The following is a 24831-nucleotide window of genomic DNA, read 5'->3' on the forward strand; positions in this document are numbered from 1 at the left end:
CGCCGTACGGGTTGTCGCTGGAGAAGGATGGGGCGCCGTACGGGGACGGGGGCGCGGCGTCGTACGAGCGGCTCTCGTACGGTGGCGTGCCGGCGACCTCGGAACGCCCCGACGGGTCGCCCCACAGAGCGCCGAACGAGGCCGGTGGCTCCGGCCGCTGGCCCGGCTGATCGGCCGGATGCTCAGCGGGCAGGAACTCCGGCCGCCCCAGTGGTTCGGGGGAGTCCGACGGCGTGCGTCCTTCGGTGGGGCGCGTCTCGTCGGTCATCTAAGTCTCACCACTCCCTGGCTCGGCCACCGCAATCCTCACTCTTGCGGCATACGAGGGTTATAAGGCAGATCGTTCAATCCCGAACCCAGATCGTATGCCCTTAGAGTGGGCAACTACGCCACCACGGGCCATCCCCGGCATATCCGGACGTCAGGGTGTGGCAATCGACGGCGAGTTGGTCGGCGACTGCTGCACCTTCCACAACTCGACCGGCGGCGTCGTCGGACCCTGCCCCGCGCCGGAGACGGCGAAGAACGTCCCGAGCGCCACAGCGGCCGAGACCACGCCCACCGCGACGTATCCGCTCCGCCGCCTACCAGGGCGTCCAGGACCCGAAGCCCCGCCACTGGCGCCCCTGCGCGGGCGGTTGTCCAGGGGAGCGATGCTGTGCGGCCCAGGGATGGGCACTCCCCCGAACGTACGCGCGGGGAAAGGGCGCTCCCTCGGCGGCAGCGGCCCACCCGGCTCCGCCATCCGGAGCAGGGACATCGTGAGGTCGGCCGGCATCGCCGGGGTGTCGAGCGAACGCAGGCGCGACTTCAGCGCCCGCATCGACTCCACCTCGCGCCGGCAGTCAGCGCAGAAGGTCAGATGCGCCAGCGCGCGCTCGCGTTCGTGGTGGTTGAGCTCTCCGTCGACGAGCGCGGAAACACGTTCTCCAAGATGAGCCATGTCAGACTTCCTCCCCACGGATCACGGTCGGGGGGAGTTGAGAGTTGCGCGGGGCCCGGTGGTCGAGCGCCTCCCGCAACTGCGCCCGGCCACGGTGAATACGGCTTCGGACCGTACCCAGCTTGACGCCGAGCGTGGCCGCGATCTCCTCATAAGACAGACCCTCGATGTCGCACAGCACGATCGCGGCCCGGAACTCAGGTGCGAGCGCGTCGAGAGCGGCCTGAATGTCGGGCTCCAGGTGGGCGTCGTCGAACGCCTGCGCCGGCGACGGCTCCCGGCCGCGCAGCCGCTCGGCGGCGTCGTCGGCCAGCCCCTCGAATCTGATGCGCTGCTTGCGCCGCGCCATGTCGAGGAACAGGTTCGTCGTGATCCGGTGCAGCCACCCCTCGAACGTGCCGGGGGTGTAGCTCGACAGCGACCTGAAAACCCGGACGAAGACCTCTTGTGTGAGGTCCTCGGCATCGTGCACGTTGCCGGTCAGCCGGTATGCAAGCCGATACACGCGTGCGGAGTGCGTCCGTACGACTTCCTCCCAGGTGGGAGGAGTCCACTCAGACGACACCGGAGTATCGGTCTGGTGGTCGCTTTCGTCCACCAGAACTCCTCTCTGTGGGACCACCGCTACCGTCATAGTGCCTGGTTTCGTCCCTTCGTGCGCACTGCCTGCCTTCCGGACCGGCAAAGCCCGTTTAAACCTGCAACGCCTCGGGACCCTCCTGAGTTCCCGTCCCGGCGTGTCTCCCCTAGGCTGCGATCGGTGCCAATCACCTGTTTGACCCTTTGCGACCAATCGCACGAAAGTGGGGGGAGGCGGCCGATGACCAGTCAGGTGGAGGCCACTCTGGCCTATGCGGAGCAGTTTCATCACGAGGATGAGGTCCTGCGCGCGGCGCGGCAGCGCGGGCTGGAGATGGGGGCCATACCCATCCTTCCCGGCGGCGGGGCGGCGTTGTGCTTCCTCGCCACCGCCGTCAACGCCAAGTCGGTCGTGGAGGTCGGCACGGGATGCGGCGTCTCCGGCCTGTGGCTGCTGCGCGGCATGCGCGCCGACGGCACGCTGACGAGCGTCGACGTCGAGCCTGAGCACCAGAGGCTGGCCCGGCAGGCGTTCGCGGAGGCGGGGTTCTCCGGCGGACGGGTGCGGCTGATCTCGGGGCGGGCGCTCGACGTGCTGCCGCGGCTGTCGGACGGCGGCTATGACATGGTGTTCGCCGACGGCGCGAAGCAGGAGTACGCCGACTACCTCTCCGAGGCGGTCCGGCTGCTGCGCGTGGGCGGCATCGTGGCTTTCGACAACATGTTGTGGCACAACCGGGTGGCCGATCCCGCGCAGCGCGACCCGGACACGGTGACGCTGCGCGAGGTGGGCAAGCTGGTGCAGTCGGATGATCGCTTGCGCTCGGTGCTCATGCCCTTGGGCGACGGCCTCCTGGCCGCCGTCAAGGTGTCGGACTGAACCGGCCGTCCAGGGAGAAGGGCTGAGCGGCACCGTCCACCGCCACCCACCGCACTTCGGCACAGGCCCCTTCGGGGGAAGGGGCGAGAAGAAGCGGGGCGGTCCCTTCGGGAGAAGGGATGAAAAGGAGCGGGGCGGTCCCTTCGGGAGGGCCGATCGTCAGGAGCGGGTGAGCCACTCCAGGAGGACGCGCACGCCGAACCCCGTGGCGCCCTTGCTGAGCGTGCCCTCGTCCACCGTGCTGCGCCCGACCCCAGCGATGTCGAGGTGCGCCCACGGCCGCCGGCCCGCGAACTCCCGCAGGAACAACGCCGCCGTGATCGACCCGGCCCCGAACCTCGACCCCGCCTCCACGTTGGCCAGGTCGGCGACCGACGACTCCAGCGCGGGCGTGTAGTCCTCGATCAGCGGCATCCGCCACAGCCGGTCGTCACTGGCCTGCCCGGCGTCCACGAGCTGCTTGGCCAGCACGTCGTCGGACGCGTAGACGGCGCCCACGTTGCGGCCGAGCGCCACGCTGATCGCCCCGGTGAGCGTGGCGATGTCCACGACCGCGTCGGGGTCGAGGACGGAGTCGGCGTAGGCGAGCGCGTCGGCCAGCACGAGCCGCCCCTCGGCGTCGGTGTTGAGCACCTCGACCGTGCGGCCGCCGTAGTGCTTGATGACGTCACTGGGCCGCTGGGCGGTGCCTGAGGGCATGTTCTCGGCGGCGGCGATCAGCCCGGTGACCCGTACGGGCGCGCCCAGCCGCGCCAGCGCGCGGAGCACGGCGATCACGACGGCCCCGCCCGCCATGTCGGTCTTCTGGGTCTTCATGTTGTCGGTGGGCTTGAGCGACAACCCGCCCGAGTCGAACGTGATGCCCTTGCCTACCAGCACCACGTGCCGGTCGACGGGCTCGGAAGGCGTGTAGGAGATCTGGATGAGCCTGGGCGGGCTGGCCGATCCCCGCCCGACGGCCACGATGCCGCCGAACCCGTCGGCCTGCAGTTGCTCCTCGTCCCAGACCCGCACCGGCAGCCCGCTCTCGGCGGCCCGCTCGGCGAGCCAGGCGGGGTTCTTGACCGAGGACGGCGTGTTGGCGAGGTCACGGGCCAGCGCCACCGCCTGGGCCACGATCTGCGCACGCTGCACGGCGCCCTCGTCAGCCCCCGCCAACGCCAGCTCACGCACGGGCTTCTTGCCCGCGTTCCCGATCTTGAACGAGTACGAGGCCAGCAGCGCCGCCTCGGCGAACGCCCCCACGTCGCCGCCGGGCGCCACCACCGTCAGCGTGTCCTTGCCCTTGACCCTGCGCGCCAGCGCGGCCCCGGCCTTGCGCAGGGCGCGCGGCGACCCGTCGCCGACGCCGTAGAACAGGACCCGGCCCACCCCGCCGCCGGCCCGGGGCACCGGCACCTCGACGATCTCCCCGGCCTCCCCCTTGGCCTCGTAGTGCGACAGCAGGTCGCCTACCGGCAGGTGCAGCTCGACTACCTGCGCGGGGGCGAGGTCGGAGGTGTAGGGGACGGCCAGCAGGTCGGCGTCGTCGGGAACCTCGGCGACCACCGAGGCAGTGGTCTCAATGGGCACGGACGATCTCTCCTCGAACGTCAGCGACCCTGGCGCCGGATTACGCCAGGGTCGTGGAATCAGGTGGTCTCTGGGGAGCGCTCAGCCGACGACGTTCTTCAACGCCTCACCGAGCGCCTTCGCCTCGTCGGCGGAGATCTCCACGACGAGCCGGCCGCCACCCTCCAGGGGGACCCGCATGACAATGCCGCGCCCTTCCTTGGTGACCTCGAGCGGACCATCGCCGGTCCGCGGCTTCATCGCCGCCATGCGTGCATCCCTTCCTGCCTTGGGCTCCCGCGGCCCGCGATTTCCGACCTCCCGAGGGGGTGGTCGGCGCATTCACGTCTTCTGTGATGTCCCATTCTCCCGCATCGAGAGCGCTCATGGGTAACGATCTCCTCCCAGAATGCGTTGTCGCGGAGTGCAAGGACGTCCAAACTGGACTGCGTGCACGCTCGCGCCGCCCTCTTCGATCTCTACGGAGACCACCTGCGCTCGCGCGGTGGACAGGCGTCCGTCGCGGCGCTCGTCCGGCTCATGAAGCCCCTGGAAATAGCGGCTCCCGCCGTTCGCACGGCCGTCTCACGCATGGTGCGGCAGGGCTGGCTGCGGCCGATCAGGCTTCCGCACGGCGCCGGCTACGCGCTGACGCCGAAGTGCGTCAGGCGGCTGGATGAGGCGGCGCTCAGAATTTACCGAGCCGGGACTTTCACCTGGCACGGCCGCTGGCACCTGATCGTCCTGGAGCCGGTCAAGGAGCGGCCGCGCAGGGAGCGGCTGCGGGCCGACCTGACGTTCCTCGGCTACGCGGCGCTGTCGGAGACCACCTGGATCGGTCCACGCTCGTCGATCGAGCTGGACAATCTGCTGGAAGGCGAGGGCGTGCGGGCCGACAGGTTCGACGCGGCGCTGGAGGGCGACCCTCGCGAGCTGGTGGCGCGGGCGTGGGATCTGACGGCCATCGGCGAGGCGTACGAGCAGTGGCACGCCGAGGCTGTCACGCTGATCAGCACGCTGCCCGAGTCGGCCCCGGACGACCAGGTGTTCGCGACCAGGAGCAGGCTCGTGCACGGATGGCGCAACTTCCTGTTCCGTGACCCTGGGCTGCCGCCCGAGCTGTTGCCCGCCGGCTGGCCGGGCGAGAAGGCCAGGGCCTACTTCGAGCAGGAGGCCGCCCGGCTGCTGCCCGCAGCCGCCGCGTTCGTCGACAGGGAGTTGATTTGATCCGCTATGACGTGGCCGACGCCGTCGCCGCCATCACGCTCGACCGCCCCGACGCGATGAACTCACTCACCGCCGAGCTCAAGGACGCCCTGCTCGACGCGGTGCGCCGGGCCGCGGGCGACCCCGCGATCAGGGCCGTTCTGCTCACCGGGGCAGGACGGGCCTTCTGCGCGGGCCAGGACCTGCGCGAGCACGCCGACAACCTGGAGGCGGGCCGCGGCCTGGCCGGCACCGTTCACCGGCACTACAACCCGATCGTGGAGCTGATCACCACCATGCCCAAGCCGGTGGTGGCCGCGGTCAACGGCGTGGCCGCCGGCGCGGGCGCGTCCCTGGCGTTCGCCTGCGACCTGCGGGTCGCCTCGGAGAAGGCCAAGTTCGCGCTGGCGTTCGCCGGCATCGGCCTGGCGCCGGACTCGGGCGCGTCGTGGACCCTGCAGCGCCTGATCGGCCAGGGCCGCGCCGCCGAGCTGATGTTGCTGGGCGAGCCGCTCGACGCACCCCGCGCGCTGCAGCTCGGGCTGGTCACGCGCGTGGTCCCCGCCGACGAGGTGCTGAAGACGGCCCACGAGCTGGCGGTACGCCTCGCGCAGGGCCCGACCCTCGCGTACGCGGCGACCAAACGGGCGCTGGCCTACTCCGCGACGCACTCGCTGCCCGACTCGCTGGCCCTGGAAGCCGAGCTCCAGGACGCATGCGCCGCCACCCAGGACCATCTGAACGCCACCCGCGCCTTCCTCGCCAAGGAACGCCCCACGTTCCACGCCGAGTGACGCGGCCGGCGGATGCACGACTGCGACACGCTCCGTACGACCGCGCTCGACCTGCTCACCGGCGGCGACATCGACGTCTCCGACCCCGTCCTCGCCGCACCGCTGGCCAGGCTGAGCGAGACGGCAGGCCGGCGGCTGGCCGCGATGTCGCCGGAGCTGACCTGGCCCGACCTGCCCCTGGACGGCAGCCCGGGCAACGTGACCGGCAGCTACGGCCGCCTGCGGCGGATCGCCACGGCGTGGGCCACGCCGGGCACCGCGCAGCACGGCGACGACGCCGTCGCGGCACGCGTGGTGGCGGCGCTCGACCTGCTCTACGAGCGCCACTACCACGAGCGGCTCCCGGAGACGGGCAACTGGTGGTTCTGGGAGATCGGCACGCCCATGGAGCTGAGCCGGACATGCGTGCTGCTCGGGGACCGGCTCGACGCCGGCAGGCTGGAGGCGTACCTGGGGGCGATCGACCGGTTCTGCCCGGACGCCGGCCGCCGCGCCGGCAACCCCGCGATATGCGAGGCCGGGGCGAACCGGGCGGACAAGGCCTTCATCGTCGCGTTACGCGGCGTGGCCGGGCGCAGCGCCGCCAAGCTGGCCGCGGCCCGCGACGGGCTGTCGGACGTGCGGGGCGGCGTGTTCCACTACGTCGAGTCCGGCGACGGGTTCTACCGCGACGGGTCGTTCATCCAGCACGGGAACGTCGCCTACACGGGCTCGTACGGGCTGTCCCTGCTCATCGCGGTCGCCGGCACGCTGGCGCTGCTCGACGGGTCGCCTTGGGAGGTGACCGATCCCGGGCGGCAGGTGGTGCTGGACGCGGTCGAGCGGTCCTTCGCCCCGTTCGTGCACGATGGGCTGCTCATGGACACCGTGCGGGGCCGGGCGGCCACCCGCCAGAGATTCTCCGACCGCGTGGCCGGGCACGCCGCGATCGGCGCCGTGTTGCTGCTCGCGCGGTGCGCGCCGGAGCCGTACCGTCGCCGGTTCGCCGGGCTCGCCAAGGGGTGGATCGAGCGCGGCGGCAGCCACTCCTACCTGGAGCAGGCGGACGTGCCGGAGACGCGGCGGGCGGTCGCGGTGCTGGGCGACAAGACCATCGACGCCACGCCGGGGCCGATGGGGCACTTCGTGTTCCCGTCCATGGACCGGGTGGTGCATCGGCGGCCCGGCTGGTCGTTCGCGATCAGCCTGTCGTCGCGGCGGGTCGCCGCCTACGAAGCGATCAACGAGGAGAACCTGCACGGCTGGTACGCCGGCGACGGCATGACCTACCTCTACACGGGCGACCTGGGCCAGTTCGGCGAGGACTTCTGGCCGACGGTGAACCCGTACCGGCTGCCGGGCACCACGGTCGACACCCGCGAGCGCGAGGACCTGTCGTTCCGCGCCTACTGCCCCGGCAACGTGTGGGCCGGCGGCGCGGTCCTCGACGGCCGGTACGGCGCCGCCGCCATGGAGTTGGGCTGCGACGGGGTGGGTCCGCGGGCACGCAAGTCCTGGTTCTGCCTGGACACGGCCGTGGTGGCGCTGGGCAGCGGCATCACCGGCGCCGGCGGCCACTCCGTCGAGACCGTGGTGGAGAACCGCGCCACGGACGCGGAGCCGTACCTGGGGGACGGCTGGGCGCACCTGCCGGGGGTCGGCGGCTACGTGATGGACGGGGCGCGGACCCTGGTGGAGAGGCGCACGGCCACGTGGCGCGACATCAACAAGGGCGAGGACACGCACGGCACTGCACGTCCCGTCACGCGGCGCTACGTGACCATCTGGTTCGACCACGGCGTCGACCCCCTGGACGCGTCCTACGCCTACGTGCTGCTGCCCAACGCCTCGCGCGAGCGCACGAGGGCCTTCCGCGGGTCGCGTCCCGTGCGGGTGGTGGCCAACACGCCGCTGGTGCAGGCCGTGCGGACGCGCGGGCTGCTGGCGGCCACGTTCTGGGCGGCGGGCGAGGCCGACGGCGTCCGCGTGGACGCCCCCTGCGCGCTGCTCGTGCGGCGGGCGGGCGGGCGGATCTTCCTCGCCGTGGCCGATCCGAGCCGGACGGCGGACGTCGTGACCGTGACGCTCGACCGGCCGGCGCGCGGCGTCGTCCGCGCCGACGACACCGTCTCGGTGCGCGCCGGAGCACATCCCACCGTCACCGTCGCGCTCGGCGGCTCGCTCGGGCGCACGCACACGGCCGAGCTCAGCGTGTACGCGCCACGCAGTCCTCGAGATGGTCGTTGACCAGGCCGATGGCCTGCATCAGCGCGTAGGCCGTGGTCGGGCCGACGAACCTGAAGCCGTGCTTCTTCAGCTCCTTGGCCAGCGCCTTGGAGCCCGGCGTGGCAGCGGGCACGTCGGCCATCGTCTTGGGCACGGGCGCGTCGGGGTCGGCGAAGCGCCACACCAGCTCCGACAGGCCGTCGGGCAGGTCGAGCGCGGCCCTGGCGTTGTTGATCGCCGCCTCGATCTTGGCGCGGTTGCGGACGATGCCCGCGTCGCCGAGCAGGCGCTCCACGTCCCGCTCGGTGTAGGCGGCCACCTTGGGGAGGGAGAAGTCGTCGAAGGCGGCGCGGAAGTTCTCCCGTTTGCGCAGGATCGTCAGCCACGACAGGCCCGACTGGAACGCTTCGAGCGCGACCCGCTCGAAGACCGCGTCGTCACCCCTGAGCGGACGGCCCCACTCCTCGTCGTGGTAGGTGAGGTACATCGGGTCCGACATGCCCGCCCAGCTGCAGCGGATGGGTTCGGTCACGGACGCTCGTCCCGGTCCTTGCCCAGCGTCGCACGCACCGGCTCCTCGGCGGCTCCGGTTGCCTCGCCCTCCGGATCGTCCGATGCGCCGGCCGCATCCCCGGCCCCGGCCTCGTCGGCCGCCTCGTCCGGCTTCTCGTCGACGTCGTCCGGCCGGTCCGCGGCCGCTTCCCCGACGGACGACCGATCTGCGGCGTCGTCCCCGGCGGACGACTCTTCGGAGGACGTGGCCGCGCCGTTGCTCGCCGGCAGTCGCCACTCCGCGCCCTCCGGCGCATGCGCCTGCGTCACTCCCCCGTCCCAGGACACCGCCGTCCCGCTCGCCGACACGGGATCGCCCGACTCAGGCAACTCCCTGGCGGCGGCCGGCGCCTCGGGCGAGTGGTCGGTACGCAGGCCGCCTCCCGGCGCCGCGTACACCTCCTGACGCGCGTGCAGCCGACTCGACAGCAGCTCGGAGACCCGCTGCTCCAGCACCGCGATCCTGGTGTCGCGCGCGCTGATCGCGTTGGCGGCCCGGCGCAGGGTCTCATCGACGCTCGCCGTGTGATAGCCGACGAGGTTGACCGGCAGTTGGAGCGCCATGAAGTCGACCGCCGTGAGCTGCCCCGGCTCCGGCAGGTCGAGGGGCGGCACGTCCGGCGGGAACTCGGTCAGCTCACCGCCCTTGCCGAGGGAGACCAGGACCACACAGGCCAGGATGGCGATGGCGGCGATGGCGAGTATGACCAGCACATTGGCATCGTACTCATACCATCGGGGCATGAGGTCCGCACTTGCCTCAGCCAGTGTCTCTCCGGGCGGAGAGCGCCCAGGTCAGCCGGTGGACTCGCCGAGCTCGGCCACGCTGGGCCGGACCGGGCGGGGGCGGGACTCCAGGCGGGACAACGCCTCCTCCACCGTGGTCGTCCAGGAGATCGCGTCGAAGACCGCGGCCCTGGTGAAGCCCTCGTCGTACATGTTGCTGATCAGCTGCCTGAGCGGCTCGTACAGACCCCAGGGGTCGAGGACCACCAGCGGGCGGTCGTGGATGCCGAGGGTGCGCGCGGTCCAGATCTCGAACAGCTCCTCCAGCGTGCCGATGCCGCCGGGCAGCACGAGGAACGCGTCGGAGCGGGCGTCCATGAGGCCCTTGCGCTCGCGCATGTCGGTGGTGACGATCAGCTCGTCCGACTCCTCGTCGGCGATCTCGATGTCCACGAGGACCTGGGGGATCACGCCGATCGTGCGCCCGCCGGCCGCGCGGGCGGCCGAGGTGACGGCGCCCATGCAGGAGACGGTGGCGCCGCCGCTCACGAGGGTGTGCCCGCGCTTGGCGAGTTCGGTGCCCACCTGCCCGGCCAGCTCGATGTACTTGTCGTCGATGCGGAGGCTGGAGGCGCAGAAGACGCAGATGTTCACGGGGAGGAAGCTTATTGGGGCTCCGCGGACTGTGCGGCGGCGGCCTCCAGTTCTTCTCCGCGCTGCTGGGAGCGGGCCAGGTCGGCCTCCACGATGATGCGCACGGCCTCGTCGGGGTCGTCGGTGACGCTGATCAGGTCGAGGTCGTGGGAGGCGATCTTGCCGGTGCCGAGCAGGGTGCCCTTGATCCACTCCAGCAGCCCGCCCCAGAACTCGGAGCCCATGAGCACCACGGGGAAGGACGTGACCTTGGCGGTCTGCACCAGCGTCAGCGCCTCGAACAGCTCGTCCAGCGTGCCGAAGCCGCCGGGCAGGGCGATGAAGCCGCACGAGTACTTCACGAACATCGTCTTGCGCACGAAGAAGTAGCGGAACTCGATGCCGAGGTCCACGTAGTCGTTCATGCGCTGCTCGAAGGGCAGCTCGATGCCGAGCCCGACCGAGATCGCACTGTCCACGTCTTTCGCGCCCCGGTTGGCCGCCTCCATGACACCGGGCCCGCCGCCCGTGATCACCGCGTAGCCGGCATGTGCCAGCGACCGGCCGAGCGCCCGGCCCATCTCGTAGTCCGGCGCGTCGGGGCCGGTGCGTGCGGAGCCGAAGACCGTGACCGCCGGCGGCAGCTCGGCCAGCTGCCCGAATCCTTCGACGAACTCGGCCTGGATGCGCAGCACCCGCCACGGGTCCATGTGCACCCAGTCGGAGGGTCCCTGGCGGGCGAGCAGGCGCTCGTCGTGGGTGGAGCTGGGGACGAGGTTGCCGCGGACGACGGCCTGGCCCTGGCGGCGTTCTCGACGTATTTGTTCCATGTGGATCACGCTAGTCCCTCTCGCATGCGGCCGCTTCCGAGCCCGCGCCCCTACCCGTTCGGCGGCCTAGACTGCCTCCCGCGGGCAAAACCCCAGGTAAGCGGGGTCGAACAGACGCGGAAAAAATCTTGAAGAAACCAGGGAACCGGATTTCGGCTAGCCCGCGTCTAATCGTCGAGGGTGCTGCTCGGGACTGAAAGTGGTCTTCCCCGCCAAATGGCCGGCGAGGAGGGCCACTTTCATTTTGTTCCCTTTCCAGGACTCGCGGAGTGGCGATGCGTGTTGCTATGGTTACGCACGGGTGATGGACGGGGTCGAAGGCACCGGGCGACCGGGAAACGGCTCCTGGCCTGCAATCGGCCATCATCCCATCGCGGGCGGCGCGCCGCCCGGGGCGTCGTCAACCGCCCGGACGCTACGGTCGTCCGGCAGCCGGCCGGACGTTTCGAGAGCAAGCCCTTCCTTCAGGCAGGTGCAGTTGACTTTGCAAGCCAGTTCCACATGGCGGTCTCGCTCTCGACGATCTTCGAGAGCGAGACGTACTCGCCCTGCTGGTGCGCCAGGTTCGGATCGCCGGGGCCGTAGTTCACGGCCGGCACGTCCAGCGCGGAGAACCGGGCGACGTCCGTCCACCCCAGCTTGGCCCGCGGCGTGCCGCCGACGGCCGCGGTGAACGCCGCCGCCACCGGATGCGTCAGCCCCGGCCTGGCTCCGGGCGCCGCGTCCACGAAGTCCACCTCGAACCCGTCGAAGACCTCACGTACGTGCTCCTGCGCCTGCTCGATCGACAGGTCGGGCGCGAACCGGTAGTTCACCGTCACCACGCACAGGTCGGGGATGACGTTGCCGGCCACGCCGCCCCGCACGCCGACCGCGTTCAGCCCTTCGTGGTATTCGAGCCCGTCCACCACCGGCCGCCGCGGCTCGTACGCGTTCAGCCGGGCCAGCACCGGCTCGATCCCGTGGATGGCGTTGACCCCGAACCACGACCTGGCGCTGTGCGCCCGCTTGCCCGTCACCCTGACGTCGGCACGCAGCGTGCCCTGGCAGCCGCCCTCGATCACGCCGTCGGTCGGCTCCATCAGCACCGCGAAGTCGGCGGCGAGCCAGTCGGCGTGATCCCTGGCCACGCGGGTGAGGCCGTTGCGCTCGGCCTCGACCTCCTCGCAGTCGTAGAAGACGTACGTCACGTCCTTGTTGGGCGCGGGCACGGTGGCCGCCAGCTTGAGCGCGACCGCCACACCGGCCTTCATGTCGGAGGTGCCGCACCCGTAGAGCAGGTCGCCCTCCACGCGGCTGGGCAGGTTGGCGGCCACGGGCACGGTGTCGAGGTGGCCGGCGATCAGCACGCGCTCGCCGCGCCCCAGCTGGGTGCGGGCCACGACGGTCTCCCCCGACCGCTCCACCTTCAGATGCGGCAGCGCGGACAGGGCCCGCTCGACGATGTTCGCCAGCGCCCGCTCGTCGCCGCTCACCGACTCGATGTCCACGATCGCGGCCGTGAGCGTGCGTACGTCCTGCGTCAGGTCCAGCATCAGGCATTCACTCCGTGTTCCCGCAGCGCCTCGTTGAGCGCCGCCTTGTCGTGCCGCTGCCCCGGCTCCAGCCGCTTGATCACCAGCACGCACGGCAGCCCGAACGTGCCTCCGGGATATTCCTTCTGCCTGGTGCCCCCGACCGCCACGCACCAGTCGGGGATGCGGCCGCGGGCCAGCTCCTCACCCGTCTCCACGTCGATCACCGGGATGGTGCCCGACAGGATCGTTCCGGCCCCGACGACCGCGCCCCGGCCCACCCGGGCGCCCTCGACGATCATCGCGCGGCTGCCGATGAGCGCCTCGTCCTCGATGACGACCGGCACGGCGTTGGGCGGCTCGAGCACGCCGCCGATGCCGACGCCGCCCGACAGGTGCACGTTCTGCCCGATCTGGGCGCAGGAGCCGACCGTTGCCCAGGTGTCGACCATGGTCCCGGCGTCGACGTACGCGCCGATGTTCGTGAACGACGGCATCAGCACCACCCCGGGCGCCAGGTACGCGCCCCAGCGGGCGATCGCGCCCGGCACCACCCGCACCCCGTCGAACGAGCTCTTCAGCGGGATCCTGTCGTGGTGGTGGAAGTCCCCCACCTGCGAGCGCGCCATGCCCAGCACCTTGAAGGCGAGCAGGATCGCCCGTTTGGCGCGCTCGTCCACCGCCACCTCGCCGTCGACCAGGCGGGCCGCCCTGGCCTCGCCTTTGTCGAGCTGGTCCACCGCGCCCACGACCAGGTGGCGCGCGTCGACGTCGGCAGGCGACAACTCCGCGCGGCGCTCCCACAGCTCGTCTATGGCTGGGGATATCGGTGTGGACGTGCTCACGTCACTCATGGCCACGGAGCTTATCCAGGCCGGGTAGGTTTTTCAGGGTGCGCATGCGCTTCTCCCGTGGAGTCATCACCATCGCGATCATCGTGATCGTGCTTGCCGTGGGCATTTCCGTGGGCGTCTACCACCTGCTGAAGAAGGCGACGCCGCTGGCGGTGCAAGATTCCTACTGCGTTGTCAACACCCCCGACGGCGTCCGTGAGCTTCACCCGGAGCAGGCGCAGATCTCCGCCACGATCGCCGCCGTGGCGGCACGCAGGAAGCTGCCCGAGCGGGCCGTGGTCATCGCGTACGCGACCGCGATCCAGGAGTCGAAGCTCTTCAACCTCAATCACGGCGACCGTGACTCGGTGGGCGTGTTCCAGCAGCGCGAGTCGCAGGGCTGGGGGACCAAGAAGCAGATCATGGATCCCGTCTACGCCACGAACAAGTTCTTCGCCGCCCTGGTCAAGGTGAAGAACTATCGGAAGATCCCGCTGGCGGAGGCGGCCCAGGCGGTGCAGCGCTCGGCGGGCGGCTACGCGTACGCGCCGCACGAGGGGGAGGCCAAGATCCTCGCCGCCGCCTTCACCGGGCGGGTGCCGCAGGCCGTGCACTGCTGGTACCCGACGACCAAGACCGCGGCGCCGCGGCCCAAGACGGCCGAGGCACGTAAGCAGCTCGCCCGGGCGCTGGGCAGCACCGCGATCATCAGCAAGAAACGCGGGTGGCTGATCGCCGCCTGGTCGGTGGCGCACGCCGAGAAGTACGCGCTGAGCCAGGTCCGCTACAGCGGCGCCACCTGGTCCAACGACTTCGAGGTGGAGGGCTGGAAGACGGGCGGCGCGTCCGGCGCCGCCCAGGTCGAGCTCTCCTAGCCCCTTTTCCCACGAGTCCCCGGGCTCCTCCGCAAGCGGCGGTGTCAGGAGGCGCGGCGGACGATGGAGATCGAGCCCGGCGGCAAGGGCTGGGCGTAGTTGGCCTTCCAGGCGCCTCCCTGGAGGCGTTCGAAGGACAGCAACCGTCCGTCGGAGGCGCGGTAGTCGGCGAAGTCGAGTAACCCGCGATCGGGATAACCGGTGTCCCCTTCACTCCGGAACGCCGCCGTCCCCCGTTCGATCGGGAAGAACTCCACACCCTCCATGATCAGCATGCTCTTCGCCGGCACCATGCCCTGGGTGGGCACGTCGTTCCAGAGCAACACTTCCAAATGCGGCGGGTCCCCGGCACGCACCTCGACCGAGAGCCACTGGAGGCGCCGGGTGCCGTCCCGCAGCAGGTATTCGGTCCACTGGTGCCCCTGCCACGAAATGTGCATGGCACCCAGGACACGCGCGGGTGACCCGTGCACCTCGATCCGATCCCCCACCCGGATCGTGCGCGGGTCGGTGTAGTCGGTGCCGGCATGCCCCGGCACGCTGACCGGAGCCGGCATGGGGGTCTCCATGGGAGCGACCTCGACCGCCGGCGGCGGCGTGCTCGTGCGGCCCTTCCTGTCTTGCCGCAAGGTGGCCCAGAAGGCTCCCAGCAGCAGAAGGACCAGGGCGATGCTCAGCCCGAGTACGACCATGGAGGTCACGCTCATCGATCAGCTCGCTCCACTCGCGGCCTGCCTCGGCGTAAGCCCTTATCGATTTATTGGCTTGCTTTTGACGGGCGATCCTACTGGAGCCGGCGCACCGCCGCACCGATGCGTTCGTCAGTGGCGGTGACGGCGATGCGGATGTGCCGCTCACCTGCCACTCCGTAGAACTCGCCGGGCGCGACCAAAATGCCGATTTCGGAAAGCTTGCTTACCTGGTCCCAGGCGTTCTGCCCGTTCGATGCCCAGAAGTACAGCCCTGCCGTGGAATGGTCGATGCGCCAGCCCGCCTGCTCCAGCGCGGGCCGCAGCATGGTGCGGCGGGCGGCGTAGAGCTCGCGCTGGGCGTCGGCGTGCGCGTCGTCCGCGAGCGCCGCCGTCATCGCCGCCTGTACGGGGGCCGGCATCATCATGCCCGCGTGTTTGCGGGTTTCCAGCAGCCGCTTGACCAGGACGGGATCGCCCGTCACGAACCCGGCGCGGTAGCCGGCCAGGTTGGAGCGCTTGGAGAGCGAGTGAACCGCGAGCAGCCCTTCGTGGGAGCCGCCGCAGACGTCGGGGTGGAGGATCGAGACCGGCTCCTCTTCCCAGCCGAGCTCGATGTAGCACTCGTCGGAGGCGACGATCGTGCCGCGCTCACGCGCCCAGGAGACGACCTTGCGCAGATGCTCGGCGGGCAGCACCCGCCCGGTCGGGTTGCCGGGCGAGTTGACCCAGAGCAGGTCCACCTGCTCGGGGCCGAGCGCGAGCGTGCTGTCGGAGGCCGTGGCCACGGCCCCGGCGAGCCGGGCGCCCACGTCGTAGGTGGGGTAGGCCAGCTCGGGGAAGACCACGCGCCTGGCGCCGAGGTAGCTGGGCAGCCAGGCGACGAACTCCTTGGAGCCGACCAGCGGGAGCACGTCCTGCTGGTCGACGGTGACGCCGTGCCTGCGCCGCAGCCACCCGGCCGCGGCCTCGCGCAGCGCCTTGGTGCCGTGGGTGAAGGGGTAGCCGGGGCTGTCGGCGGCCTGGACGAGGGCGTTCCTGACGACCTCGGGCACGGAGTCGACGGGCGTGCCGACCGAGAGGTCGACGATGCCGTCGGGATGTGCGAGCGCGCGCTCCTTGTATGGCTCCAGCCGGTCCCAGGGGAAGTCGGGCAGCTTGTTCACGGTTCTCCAGGGTGTTGCGTTGCCGTACGAAAGCGCGCGCCAAGAGGGCGCATCCGGCACGGATGCTCCCTCATGAGGCGTATCAGAACCGGTTAGTGGTCCTCGCCCTGCGGCGGCAGGACGGACACCACCGGGTGGTCCTTGTCGATCTTGCCGACCTTGGAGGCTCCGCCCGGCGAGCCGAGCTCCTCGAAGAACTCCACGTTCGCCTTATAGAAGTCCTTCCACTGCTCGGGAAGGTCGTCCTCGTAGAAAATGGCCTCGACGGGGCACACAGGCTCGCACGCGCCGCAGTCCACGCACTCGTCGGGGTGGATGTAAAGCATGCGCTCGCCCTCGTAGATGCAATCGACGGGGCACTCCTCGATGCACGCCTTGTCCAGGACGTCCACGCAAGGCTGCGCGATGACGTAGGTCACCTCGAGCTCCTTCTTCTCCGCACCATGGCATGAGTCTGACCGCGGTTTGCTACGCCCTAGTATTGCCGTGCTTGCCAGCTGGCCGAAACGGAGGGTGGCAAACTCGTGGCCGCACGCCTCGTCATCGCGATCACAACACAGAACATCGGCCAACGGATCACCACGCGCAGGCGCGTACCAGGAGGGTATCGCGACGCGGTGGGGACACTCGAGTCCTGGGAGAACGGTGTGCTGAAAGTTCGTAAAAGGGACGGCACACTTGTGGAGATCTTTGAGGAGACGCTGGTAGCAGCCAAGGTCGTTCCGGCCGCGCCTCCTCGACCTGGGCAGTCGCAACCATAAGTATTCGGTGTGTGACCGTACGTATCTGCGCCGCCGCAGCAGCCATCCTCGCCAGCGCCGGATGCGGCGCGTCGTCCACAGAATCGTCAACGCCGGCTGAGAACCTGCCGCCGGTCAACGTGCAGGCGGGCTCGCTGAAGTCCGGCTTCACCACCATGGAGCGCCTCGCCGAAGCCGCCAAGCGCGAGGGCGAGCTCAACGTGATCGCGCTGCCCCGCGACTGGGTCAACTTCGGCGAGGTGATCGACACCTTCGCCGACAAGTACGGCCTCAAGGTCAACCAGCTCGAGCCCGGCGCGAGCAGCCGGCGCCAGATCGAGGCGGCCGCGCAGCTCAAGCCCGACGTGTTCGACCTGACCCTGGACGTCGCGGTGCGCGAGGCGGCCAAGTTCGCGCCGTACAAGGTGCAGGGCTGGCAGGACCTGCCCGACGACGTGAAGGATCCGTCCGGCGCCTGGTACGCCGCCTATGGCGGCTACATGTCCATCGGGTACGACCCGCGCGCGGTCAAGGCCCCCGCCTCCTTCGCCGACCTGCTCAAGCCCGGCTACCAGGTCGCGCTCGACGGGGACCCGCTGCGCTCGGCGTCGGCGTTCAGTGGCGTGATGGCGGCCTCCATGCGGGCCGGGGTGCCGCGACCTGATCAAGGGGTGAAGCTGTTCGCCGAGCTCAAGAAGGCCGGCCGGCTCACCGACCTGGCCAAGGCCAACACGATCGTCGCCTGGGACCACCTGAACGCCGCCCGCAGCGCCGGCCATCCCGACACGTGGCAGGTGACGATCCCGCGGGACGCGGCGCTCGGCGGCTACCACGTGCAGGCGATCAACAAGGCCGCCCCGCACCCGGCCGCCGCTCGCCTGTGGCAGGAGTTCCTGTTCTCCGACGAGGGCCAGAACCTGCTGCAGAAGGGCTGGGCCCGGCCGGCGCGCGGCGAGGCCATGCTCATGAAGGGCACGCTCGACACCACGCAGGCGGCCAAGATGCCCAAGGCGCCGGGGCCGCCCGTCCTCATGACGATTCCCCAGGCAGACGCGGCGAAGGCGTACCTCAAGAAGGAATGGACGAAGAGTGTGGGATGAGTCCGAAGTGACTTGATATGTCGTAGGGACGTTCAGGCTCTAAAGTGAACGGACAGCACGGCCACGGGGGCCCGATGTCTGACGAATGAGAGCTGATCGTCTTGCGATACGACACACCGAGTTTGGAGCGGTGGAACAGTCGCGCCTACGACAGCAGCTTCGGCTACGTCTCCACGCAGGGCGCACCGCTGGTCGACCTGCTGGATCCGCGGCCCGGCGAGCGCGTGCTCGACCTCGGGTGCGGCACGGGCGTGCTCACCGCGCAGATCGCCTTCAGGGGCGCGGAGGTCCTGGGCATCGACGGCTCGTCCGCCATGATCGAGAAGGCGCTGGCGCAGTACCCGGGCATCAACTTCATCGTCGGGGACGGGCACGACTTCACCGTCGTGAACCGGTACGACGCGGTCTTCTCCAACGCGGCGCTGCACTGGATGAGCCGGGATCCGGCCATCGTGATCGCCAACGTGCGCGAGGCGCTCACACCCGGCGGGCGCTTCGTCGCCGAGATGGGCGGCGCGGGCAACTGCGCCGAGCTGACCGCGGCGATGCTGACCGCCTGGCGCGAGTACGGCCTGCAGGAACCCGACCTGCCGTGGTATTTCCCCACGCCTGCCGAGTACGCCCGCCGGCTGGAGCAGGAAGGGTTCGTCGTCAGGTTGCTCGAATACTTCGACCGGCCGACCCCTCTTGACGAATGCCCTGGCGGCGCGGCCGATTGGGTACGCATGTTCGCCGCCGGGGCGCTCAAGGGGCTCGCGCCGGACATCGTGGAGCCCCTGCTTCGTCGGGTCAATGAGCTGGCAGCGCCCGCGCTTCGCAGGGAGACTGGCTGGATGGCCGATTACGTACGTTTGCGCTTTGCCGCTGTTCGGCGCTGATGCGTAGTGCATGATGCGTAGGGCTGTTTTGCCGGACTATGGTCTGTTCCTGGGCGGCGAGATTATGGCTGCACCGCTGCGGCGGCGTGAGGGGCTGGTGAACGGAACGGGATGAATTTCTGCCTGAGCGACCTCGTACCACCGTTGAGGTGGAGCGACGCGTCGACGATCACGCTACTCACCGGGCAGCCGGACCTGCCGGATGCGTGGTGGCGCAGTCTGCCCATGCCGCATGTCCTCGCCGCCATCGGCCCGGAGTCCCTGGGCGAACTGCTGACGGAGATCGCCCTGGAGCAGTGGCCGGCGGCGGCTCTGGGTGACGTGCTGCCCGCGCTGCACGTGCTCGACCCGGACGAGGCCGACGAGCCCGCCGTCGCGATCGCGCTCGACCGTGCCGGCTCGTGGCCGGGGCTGCTCGCGTTGACCAGCCGGGAGCTGGTCGATCAGCCCTTCATCCAGGCGCGCCCGGTGTTGAACACCTTGTTCTCGGCCGTGTTCGCCCGCTTGACGTCGCCGCAGCCGGTGCAGAGCGCGGCATCGAGGGCGCCGGCGGCGTCGGCGGTCGCCTCGACCCCGGCGGTCCCGGCCCCCCGGGTCGAGCCGTCCGGGCCGGCCGAGTCCGCACCCATGCCGGGACCGATCACCATCGACGGCCCTTCGCCGGCCGCGGACGATCACTCGGACGGCGCGGACACCCCCTCGCGCGGGGCAGGCGAGCCCTCGCGGGGCGCGGACGAGCCTGAGGCCGTCGCTGGCGGGCCGGAGCCCGTGCCCGCGGCGGAGGAGCCGAGCGCCGAGGCGGTCGCGGCGGAGCACGCGTCTGAGCCGATCGCCGAGCCCGCGCACCCCTCCCCCGCCGCTGGGGCAGCCGACGAGGCCGGGCAGGAGCCTGCCTCCGAGGAGTCCGAGCAGGCCGAGGAGTCCGAGCAGGCCGCGCACGCCATGGGCGCCGCCGAGGCCGCCCAGGCGACGGAGGACGCGGAGGCCGAGCAGCCTGAGGCCGGTGCCGAGCAGCCCGAGCTTCACGAGGGCGTCCCCGTTCAGCCGGACGCCGCGACGGGCGGGGACGAGGCCGCCGCGACGGACGAAAGCGACCTCGAGCCCGCGGGCGAAGGCGGTCCTGAGGGTGCGACACCCCAGGAGGACGTGGCCGGGGAAGGCGGGCTCGCCGAGCCGGTGCTGGACGCCGACGCCGAACCCGTCGTCGAGGAGGGGGACGGGCCCGACCCCGTCCTGGACGCCGCCGAGGAGCCCGCCCCGGAGCAGGCGGCCGAGGAGGCGGCGGCTCTGGCGGAAAGCGGAGCCGAGGAGGCGGCCGCTCACGAACAGGAGCTGCCCCAGCTCATCGAGGCCGCGTTCGCCGGGCTGGACGACAAGAGCTGGGCCGTGGCGCAGAACCGGGTGTTCACCGACGAGCCGTCGGCCGTGGATCAGCTCGCCAAGCTGTTCGCCGTCCCGCCGTCCGAGATCTCCGCCACGGAGGACGAGTTCCGCGGCCGCCTGAACCGCTGGCTGGCCAGCGAGGAGGCGGCCCCGTACCGGGCGCATCTGGACGAGCTGCGCAGGACGCTGGGCCCCGCGGCGCCCAAGGAGCAGCTGATCGGCGCGGCAGACTGGCACCGGGTGGAGATCCGCGCGCTGGAGGTGCCTGCCTGGCAGTTCGTGCTGGCGACCCTGCCGGGCCAAGCGCAGCCCCAGGCACAGCCCCAGGTCGACCTGCCGCCCCCGCCGAGGCCGCAGCCGCTGATGGACCTGCCGGCGCACTCGGCGTTCGGCCCCGTGCCGGTGCCGCCCCCGCCCGGCCCGCCGCAGTTCCAGGCGTTCACCCCGCCCACGCCTCCGCCTGGCGAGTCCAACGGCACGCCGGGCGAGCAGAAGCCGTACCAGCCGCTGAAGGACGTCTCCCAGACCAGGCGCTGCTTCCGGCAGCCGGACGGCCGCTGGTGGTTGCGCATCGACGTGACCGCCGAGCAGCTCGCGGGCGGGGAGTGCGCGTTGCCGACGGGCTTCGCCTCGTACCTGGGCCTGTCACCGGGTGAGAGCAGGACGGTCAGGAGCGCCGCGGGCGAGCTGACCATGACCTGGCACGGCAGGCCGGTGCTGGAGTCCGTCGAACGCCTCCTCGTGGACGTCGGCGCCCGCGAGGGCGGGCACCTGTTCCTGACGCTGTCGGACGAGGGCGTGCTGCGGGCCAGGCACCTGCCGGTCGCCGCGCAGGGCGCCGAGAAGATCACCAAGGCGCTGCGCCTGGTCGGGTACACAGCCCCGGGAGGCACCCGGGATCAGGCAGCCAGGGTGATCGCCACCAGGATCGGCATGACGGGACCGGTGAGCCTGCCGGACCTGCTCGTCAGGCTCCGCGAACGCGGGGACCGCGATCTGCTAGCCCTCTTGGACTGAGCCGGTGCCGCGGCTCGCGATCGGCCCTGAGTTTCCCAGGGAGCTCAGCGCACTGGCTCAGCCGGTGCGCAGGGACGCCGTGGTCGCGCTGCGCCGGTTCCTGCTGAACGTGTCCGGCGCCCCGCACCCCGAGCGGGTGCGGGGCGCCAGGGATCCGCGGGTCGCCACGCTGCGGCTGGCCGCGGGGCATCGCGGGGTGGTGGTACGCCAGCGGGACGTTTATTGGCTGCGTACGGTCCTGCCCGACCCCGAGGCCTGGTCGTACGCGCAACGCCACAGGTACGGCGTCAACCCCGTGGTCGGCGTCGTCGAGGAGTGGGACGCCGAGGCCCTGGAACGGGTGGAGCCCGCGTTACGCAGGTCGGGCAGGCGGTCGTCGCGGCTGTTCGACGCGATCTGCGACGGCGACCTGCTGGCGCTCGGCCTGGACGGGCACGCCATGCCGCTGTTCCGGCTCATCACGACAGAGGCCGACGTGGCCGCGCTCGAACCCCTGCTGCCGCCCACCCAGCACCTGCCGCTCGCCGTGCTGGCCCGCGGCGGCTCGCTCGCGGAGGCCTGGCGCGAGCTGGACGCCTGGCGCTACTCGGACGCCGACACCGGGCCGATCGACCCCGACGACCTGCACGCGGCGCTGCGGCGCAGCCCCGACCAGGCGGCGTTCGCGCCCGACAAGGTGACGCTCGACCGGGTGCTGGGAGCGCCGGAGTGGTGCACCTTCCCCCATCCGACGCAGCACCGGCTGGCCAGGGCGGCCCGCTACGAGCATCCGGTGCTGGTGATCGGCGGCGCGGGCACCGGCAAGACCGTCATCGCCCTGCACCGCGCCGCCCACCTGGCGGCGAACGGCCGCGGCCCGGTCCTGCTCATCACGTTCTCGCAGAGCCTGGCCGAGGAGTTGTCGGCCAGGCTGGACGTGCTGATCGAGGACGAGGTCATCCGCAAGCGGGTCGAAGTGGACAACGCCGAGCGCCTGGCCATGCGCATCGTGGCCGGCGCGGAGGGCCGCCGGCCGGCGCTGGTCGGCCCCGGGGCGCGGTCGCTGGCCCAGCTGACGGACGAGGCGCTCAGGCTGTTGTCGCTCACGACCGGCGACCTGCTCGACGACGTGGAGCCGGAGCGCAAGCCGTACCGTCACATCGTGGTGGACGAGGCGCAGGACATCAGCGCGGCGCAGTGGCGGCTGCTGCGGGCGGCGGCGCCGCGCGCGTACGACGACCTGTTCATCGTGGGCGATCCGCACCAGCGGGTCACCGACACGCGGGTGACGCTGGGCGCCGTCGGCATCCCCGTCGTCCAGCACACGTTGAAGGTCTCCTACCGGCTTCCGCAGGAGCTGCTGTCCTTCGTGGTGCGGCTGCGCGGCGGCGGCCCCGTGGCCGGCCTGGTCAGGGGCGCGACCGAGATGTACGGCTACCGCGCCACGCACAACGGCGAACGCCCGATGATCAGGGCGTACGACTCGCCCGAGTCGGAGCTGGCCGGGCTGCGGGCCACGATCGAGTCGTGGCTGGCCGACGGCGTGCCGGCCGGCGAGATCGCCGTCGGCGCCCGCACCACCCGGCTCGTCCGGCAGGCCAAGAAGGCGCTGGAAGGTCTGGACGTGCGTGCCGCGACCTTCCAGCATCTGAAGGGGCTGGAGTTCGAGCGCGTCGCTCTCATCGGCGTGGCGGAGGGCGTGGTGCCCGAGCCGCCGCCGCAAGAACCTGGTGCAAGGGCTCGAGCCCTGCAGCGCGAGCGGAGCATACTGTTCGTCGCCTGCACGCGAGCGCGGGCGATGCTCTATATCTCCCATTCCGGAAGAGGCAGCCCCTTTATACCCCTCTGATCACATAGTCTGAACTGCGGATACTTCCCATTGCCGGTTGGACCTCAATGAACCTCAGTCTGAGCGACCTCGCGCCACCCGTGCGCTGGACCTCCCCTGGTCAAATCGCGCCGATCGTGGAGGAGCCCCAGCTGCCCGAGGCCTGGTGGCAAGCGATCCCCCTCGACCGCGCGTGCGCCATCGTGGGCACCCAGACCGTGGCGGGCCACCTGGCCGACCTGGCCGTGGCCTGCTGGGGACACCTGCTGCTCGGCGACATCCTCCCGCTGGTGCGCTTCTCCGATCCCGCCGAGGCCGAGCGCACGCCGGAGTCGCTGGGCAAGGACGTCGTGCAGAAGTTGTTCACCGGCGTGTTCGAGCGGCTGCTCGAGCCGCCGGAGGCCGCCGAGCCGGTGCCCATGGCGTCCCGGCCGGACAGGCCGCTGCCCGAGGTGATCGACACCTTGTTCGGAGCGCTGGACGACCGGCAGCGGGCCATCGCCCGCGACCGGCTGTACGCGGCGCAGCGCGCCACGCTGGACGAGCTGGCGCAGCGGTTCTCGGTGACGCGCGAGCGGATCAGGCAGATCGAGCGCGACCTGCGCGACCACGTGGAGGCCTGGCTCAGCGGTCCCGACGCGGTGGCGCTGGTGGCGCACGTGGCGTGGCTGCGTGCCCGGCTGGGCTCCGCCGTACCGGCCGACGACCTGCAGGCCGCCGTGCCGTGGCACGGGACCGAGCTGCGTACGCTCGGGATCCCCGCCTGGCGGTTCGTGCGCACGCTGCTCACCGGCTACGAGCAGTCCGACGGCTGGCTGGTCGCGGGCGGGGCGGACGAGCTGCGCGAGAAGACGCGCCAGCTGTTCGCCGACGGGCCGCGCCCGCTCGGCGAGGCCGTGTCCATGGTGGCCCAGCTCGGGGTGCGCGAGGACGTGGCCGAGCGGTGGATCCTCGCCGTGCCGCAGCTCCGCGTGCTCGGCCAGCACGTGGTGCCGTGGCCGCGCAGCATCAACGAGAAGGCCGAGGCGGTGCTGGCGGTGGCCGGCACTCCGCTGTCGCCGGAAGAGATCCAGGAGCGCATCGGCGAGGACTACAGCCTGGTCGGCATCCGCAACCAGCTCACCGCCGACGACCGCTTCCTGCGCGTGGACCGGAACAAGTACGGGCTGACCCGGTGGGGCGGCGAGGAATACCTGGGGATCAGGGAGATGATCGCCAGGGAGATCGAGCGGGCCGGCGGCGAGGCCTCGGTGAGCACGATCGTGACGAACCTGACCTCCCGGTACGACGTCAGCGAGAGCTCCGTACGCGCATACTCGGGCGGGCCCGGGTTCGAGCGCACGCAGCGGGGCTGGATCCGGGTGGCGGGCACCTCGCCGAGCGGGGAGGCGGAGCCGTACCAGCCGCGTAAGGACGTCTCGCTGACCCGCCGCAGCTTCCGCTCGCGTGACGGGCGCTGGTGGCACCGGGTGGACATCAATGCCGAGCACCTGCGGGGGTCGGGGTCGCCGCTGCCGACGGGGTTCGCGGCGTACCTGGGCATGGCGCCCGGCGGGCAGCTGACCGCGTCGGCGCCGTCCGGTGACGTGGTGATCAGCTGGCACAACCAGCCCACCATGGGGTCGATCAGGAACGTGCTGGCCGAGTCCAAGGCGAGCGAGGGCGACCACGTCTTCCTCACCGTGTCGGACGGCGGCGAGTTGCTGACCCGCTACCTGCCGGCCGCGCCCGTCGGGATGCCGCCCGTGAACCGGGCGCTCTACCTGCTCGGCTACACCGCTCCGGTCAGCTCCGAGATGGAGGGCCTGCGGTTGATCGGGGCCAGGATCGGGCTGCCGGACACGGCCACGCGCGAGGAGATCCTGGGCCGGCTGCGCGAGCGCGGCGACCGGGACATCCTCGGGTTCCTGGGCGGGTGACTTTCCTGGGA

At 71.1% G+C, this 24831-nt stretch carries 24 protein-coding genes; 11 read left to right on the top strand and 13 right to left on the bottom strand.

The window, feature by feature from the left end:
- Positions 1-421: 421 nt before the first annotated feature.
- Together EDD27_RS35960 and sigE are read right to left on the bottom strand one after the other, a co-directional pair.
- Positions 422-943, bottom strand: coding sequence for an anti-sigma factor family protein (locus EDD27_RS35960; RefSeq protein WP_127936350.1), 522 nt, complete (start codon positions 941-943; stop codon positions 422-424).
- 1 nt (position 944) lies between these two features.
- A complete protein-coding gene (sigE, locus tag EDD27_RS35965) occupies positions 945-1577 on the bottom strand; it encodes an RNA polymerase sigma factor SigE (RefSeq protein ID WP_127936351.1) in 633 nt (210 codons plus the stop codon).
- A 186-nt stretch (positions 1578-1763) separates the two neighbouring features.
- Here sigE and EDD27_RS35970 point away from each other — a divergent pair, with 186 nt between their 5' ends.
- Positions 1764-2402, top strand: coding sequence for an O-methyltransferase (locus tag EDD27_RS35970; protein ID WP_127936352.1), 639 nt, complete (start codon positions 1764-1766; stop codon positions 2400-2402).
- A 159-nt stretch (positions 2403-2561) separates the two neighbouring features.
- Here EDD27_RS35970 and EDD27_RS35975 read toward each other — a convergent pair whose 3' ends face one another.
- Together EDD27_RS35975 and EDD27_RS35980 are read right to left on the bottom strand one after the other, a co-directional pair.
- Positions 2562-3974, bottom strand: a complete 1413-nt coding sequence (locus EDD27_RS35975) for a leucyl aminopeptidase (protein WP_127936353.1) — start codon at positions 3972-3974, stop codon at positions 2562-2564.
- An 81-nt stretch (positions 3975-4055) separates the two neighbouring features.
- Positions 4056-4223 carry a DUF3117 domain-containing protein gene (locus EDD27_RS35980; protein ID WP_020545024.1) on the bottom strand — a complete coding sequence of 56 codons (168 nt, stop codon included), beginning with the start codon at positions 4221-4223 and terminating at the stop codon, positions 4056-4058.
- Positions 4224-4403: 180 nt separating this feature from the next.
- Between EDD27_RS35980 and EDD27_RS35985 the strand changes: the two genes are divergently transcribed.
- The 3 genes from EDD27_RS35985 to EDD27_RS35995 are packed head-to-tail and all read left to right on the top strand — an operon-like array spanning position 4404 to position 8179.
- A complete protein-coding gene (locus tag EDD27_RS35985) occupies positions 4404-5180 on the top strand; it encodes a PaaX family transcriptional regulator (protein ID WP_127936354.1) in 777 nt (258 codons plus the stop codon).
- Entirely contained in the window at positions 5177-5953 is a 777-nt protein-coding gene (locus EDD27_RS35990; RefSeq protein WP_127936355.1) for an enoyl-CoA hydratase-related protein, read from the top strand. The genes EDD27_RS35985 and EDD27_RS35990 overlap by 4 nt, the downstream gene beginning before the upstream one ends.
- A gap of 12 nt (positions 5954-5965) precedes the next feature.
- Complete coding sequence (locus tag EDD27_RS35995; RefSeq protein ID WP_127936356.1) at positions 5966-8179, top strand: polysaccharide lyase 8 family protein; 2214 nt, start codon at positions 5966-5968, stop codon at positions 8177-8179.
- On the opposite strand, the gene EDD27_RS36000 is transcribed toward EDD27_RS35995, so the two are convergent.
- The 6 genes from EDD27_RS36000 to EDD27_RS36025 form a co-directional block, all read right to left on the bottom strand.
- Entirely contained in the window at positions 8139-8657 is a 519-nt protein-coding gene (locus tag EDD27_RS36000) for a DNA-3-methyladenine glycosylase I (RefSeq protein ID WP_241564882.1), read from the bottom strand. The two genes, EDD27_RS35995 and EDD27_RS36000, sit on opposite strands and share 41 nt — an antisense overlap.
- A 29-nt stretch (positions 8658-8686) precedes the next feature.
- Positions 8687-9424: a hypothetical protein gene (locus EDD27_RS36005; RefSeq protein WP_127936358.1), complete on the bottom strand. Its 738-nt coding sequence runs from the start codon at positions 9422-9424 to the stop codon at positions 8687-8689.
- Positions 9425-9505: 81 nt separating this feature from the next.
- On the bottom strand, positions 9506-10090 hold the full coding sequence (locus EDD27_RS36010) for an LOG family protein (RefSeq protein WP_127936359.1): 585 nt from the start codon (positions 10088-10090) through the stop codon (positions 9506-9508).
- A gap of 11 nt (positions 10091-10101) precedes the next feature.
- Positions 10102-10899 (bottom strand): LOG family protein, encoded by a 798-nt coding sequence (locus EDD27_RS36015; RefSeq protein WP_127936360.1) that lies wholly within the window; start codon positions 10897-10899, stop codon positions 10102-10104.
- A gap of 464 nt (positions 10900-11363) precedes the next feature.
- Positions 11364-12434 (bottom strand): succinyl-diaminopimelate desuccinylase, encoded by a 1071-nt coding sequence (gene dapE, locus EDD27_RS36020; protein WP_127936361.1) that lies wholly within the window; start codon positions 12432-12434, stop codon positions 11364-11366.
- Positions 12434-13267 carry a 2,3,4,5-tetrahydropyridine-2,6-dicarboxylate N-succinyltransferase gene (locus EDD27_RS36025; protein WP_127936362.1) on the bottom strand — a complete coding sequence of 278 codons (834 nt, stop codon included), beginning with the start codon at positions 13265-13267 and terminating at the stop codon, positions 12434-12436. Before EDD27_RS36025 ends, dapE begins: the two co-directional genes overlap by 1 nt.
- Before the next feature lie 44 nt (positions 13268-13311).
- Here EDD27_RS36025 and EDD27_RS36030 point away from each other — a divergent pair, with 44 nt between their 5' ends.
- Positions 13312-14121, top strand: coding sequence for a hypothetical protein (locus EDD27_RS36030; protein ID WP_127936363.1), 810 nt, complete (start codon positions 13312-13314; stop codon positions 14119-14121).
- Between the two features lie 44 nt (positions 14122-14165).
- Here the strand turns inward: EDD27_RS36030 and EDD27_RS36035 are convergent, their stop codons facing one another.
- The 3 genes from EDD27_RS36035 to fdxA form a co-directional block, all read right to left on the bottom strand.
- The gene (locus EDD27_RS36035; protein ID WP_164903941.1) at positions 14166-14828 is read right to left on the bottom strand and encodes a DUF4178 domain-containing protein; all 663 of its coding nucleotides are present in this window, start codon (positions 14826-14828) and stop codon (positions 14166-14168) included.
- 77 nt (positions 14829-14905) lie between these two features.
- The gene (gene dapC, locus EDD27_RS36040; protein WP_127936364.1) at positions 14906-15976 is read right to left on the bottom strand and encodes a succinyldiaminopimelate transaminase; all 1071 of its coding nucleotides are present in this window, start codon (positions 15974-15976) and stop codon (positions 14906-14908) included.
- 92 nt (positions 15977-16068) lie between these two features.
- Positions 16069-16395 carry a ferredoxin gene (fdxA, locus tag EDD27_RS36045; protein ID WP_127936365.1) on the bottom strand — a complete coding sequence of 109 codons (327 nt, stop codon included), beginning with the start codon at positions 16393-16395 and terminating at the stop codon, positions 16069-16071.
- 105 nt (positions 16396-16500) lie between these two features.
- Here fdxA and EDD27_RS58940 point away from each other — a divergent pair, with 105 nt between their 5' ends.
- The 6 genes from EDD27_RS58940 to EDD27_RS36075 all read left to right on the top strand — a co-directional run bounded on the left by EDD27_RS58940 (position 16501) and on the right by EDD27_RS36075 (position 24820).
- Positions 16501-16737, top strand: coding sequence for a putative acetyltransferase (locus tag EDD27_RS58940; RefSeq protein ID WP_127936366.1), 237 nt, complete (start codon positions 16501-16503; stop codon positions 16735-16737).
- 11 nt (positions 16738-16748) lie between these two features.
- Positions 16749-17816, top strand: a complete 1068-nt coding sequence (locus EDD27_RS36055) for an ABC transporter substrate-binding protein (RefSeq protein ID WP_241564441.1) — start codon at positions 16749-16751, stop codon at positions 17814-17816.
- Positions 17817-17917: 101 nt separating this feature from the next.
- Complete coding sequence (locus tag EDD27_RS36060; RefSeq protein WP_127936367.1) at positions 17918-18694, top strand: class I SAM-dependent methyltransferase; 777 nt, start codon at positions 17918-17920, stop codon at positions 18692-18694.
- Positions 18695-18919: 225 nt separating this feature from the next.
- Positions 18920-21094: a hypothetical protein gene (locus EDD27_RS54765; protein ID WP_164903942.1), complete on the top strand. Its 2175-nt coding sequence runs from the start codon at positions 18920-18922 to the stop codon at positions 21092-21094.
- A 4-nt stretch (positions 21095-21098) separates the two neighbouring features.
- Entirely contained in the window at positions 21099-22922 is a 1824-nt protein-coding gene (locus EDD27_RS36070; RefSeq protein ID WP_127936368.1) for a UvrD-helicase domain-containing protein, read from the top strand.
- Between the two features lie 47 nt (positions 22923-22969).
- Complete coding sequence (locus EDD27_RS36075) at positions 22970-24820, top strand: sigma factor-like helix-turn-helix DNA-binding protein (protein ID WP_127936369.1); 1851 nt, start codon at positions 22970-22972, stop codon at positions 24818-24820.
- Positions 24821-24831 lie beyond the last annotated feature (11 nt).

The organism is Nonomuraea polychroma, from assembly GCF_004011505.1.
Lineage (GTDB): Bacteria > Actinomycetota > Actinomycetes > Streptosporangiales > Streptosporangiaceae > Nonomuraea > Nonomuraea polychroma.

Coding starts and splice junctions, on each gene's coding strand:
- EDD27_RS35995 (WP_127936356.1), top strand. CDS start 5,966: ATGCACGACTGCGACACGCTCCGTACGACCGCGCTCGACCTGCTCACC.
- EDD27_RS35980 (WP_020545024.1), bottom strand. CDS start 4,223: ATGGCGGCGATGAAGCCGCGGACCGGCGATGGTCCGCTCGAGGTCACC.
- EDD27_RS36030 (WP_127936363.1), top strand. CDS start 13,312: ATGCGCTTCTCCCGTGGAGTCATCACCATCGCGATCATCGTGATCGTG.
- EDD27_RS36000 (WP_241564882.1), bottom strand. CDS start 8,657: ATGTCGGACCCGATGTACCTCACCTACCACGACGAGGAGTGGGGCCGT.
- EDD27_RS36025 (WP_127936362.1), bottom strand. CDS start 13,267: ATGAGTGACGTGAGCACGTCCACACCGATATCCCCAGCCATAGACGAG.
- EDD27_RS35970 (WP_127936352.1), top strand. CDS start 1,764: ATGACCAGTCAGGTGGAGGCCACTCTGGCCTATGCGGAGCAGTTTCAT.
- sigE (WP_127936351.1), bottom strand. CDS start 1,577: ATGACGGTAGCGGTGGTCCCACAGAGAGGAGTTCTGGTGGACGAAAGC.
- EDD27_RS36015 (WP_127936360.1), bottom strand. CDS start 10,899: ATGGAACAAATACGTCGAGAACGCCGCCAGGGCCAGGCCGTCGTCCGC.
- dapE (WP_127936361.1), bottom strand. CDS start 12,434: ATGCTGGACCTGACGCAGGACGTACGCACGCTCACGGCCGCGATCGTG.
- EDD27_RS35960 (WP_127936350.1), bottom strand. CDS start 943: ATGGCTCATCTTGGAGAACGTGTTTCCGCGCTCGTCGACGGAGAGCTC.
- EDD27_RS54765 (WP_164903942.1), top strand. CDS start 18,920: ATGCCGCATGTCCTCGCCGCCATCGGCCCGGAGTCCCTGGGCGAACTG.
- EDD27_RS36075 (WP_127936369.1), top strand. CDS start 22,970: ATGAACCTCAGTCTGAGCGACCTCGCGCCACCCGTGCGCTGGACCTCC.
- EDD27_RS36035 (WP_164903941.1), bottom strand. CDS start 14,828: ATGAGCGTGACCTCCATGGTCGTACTCGGGCTGAGCATCGCCCTGGTC.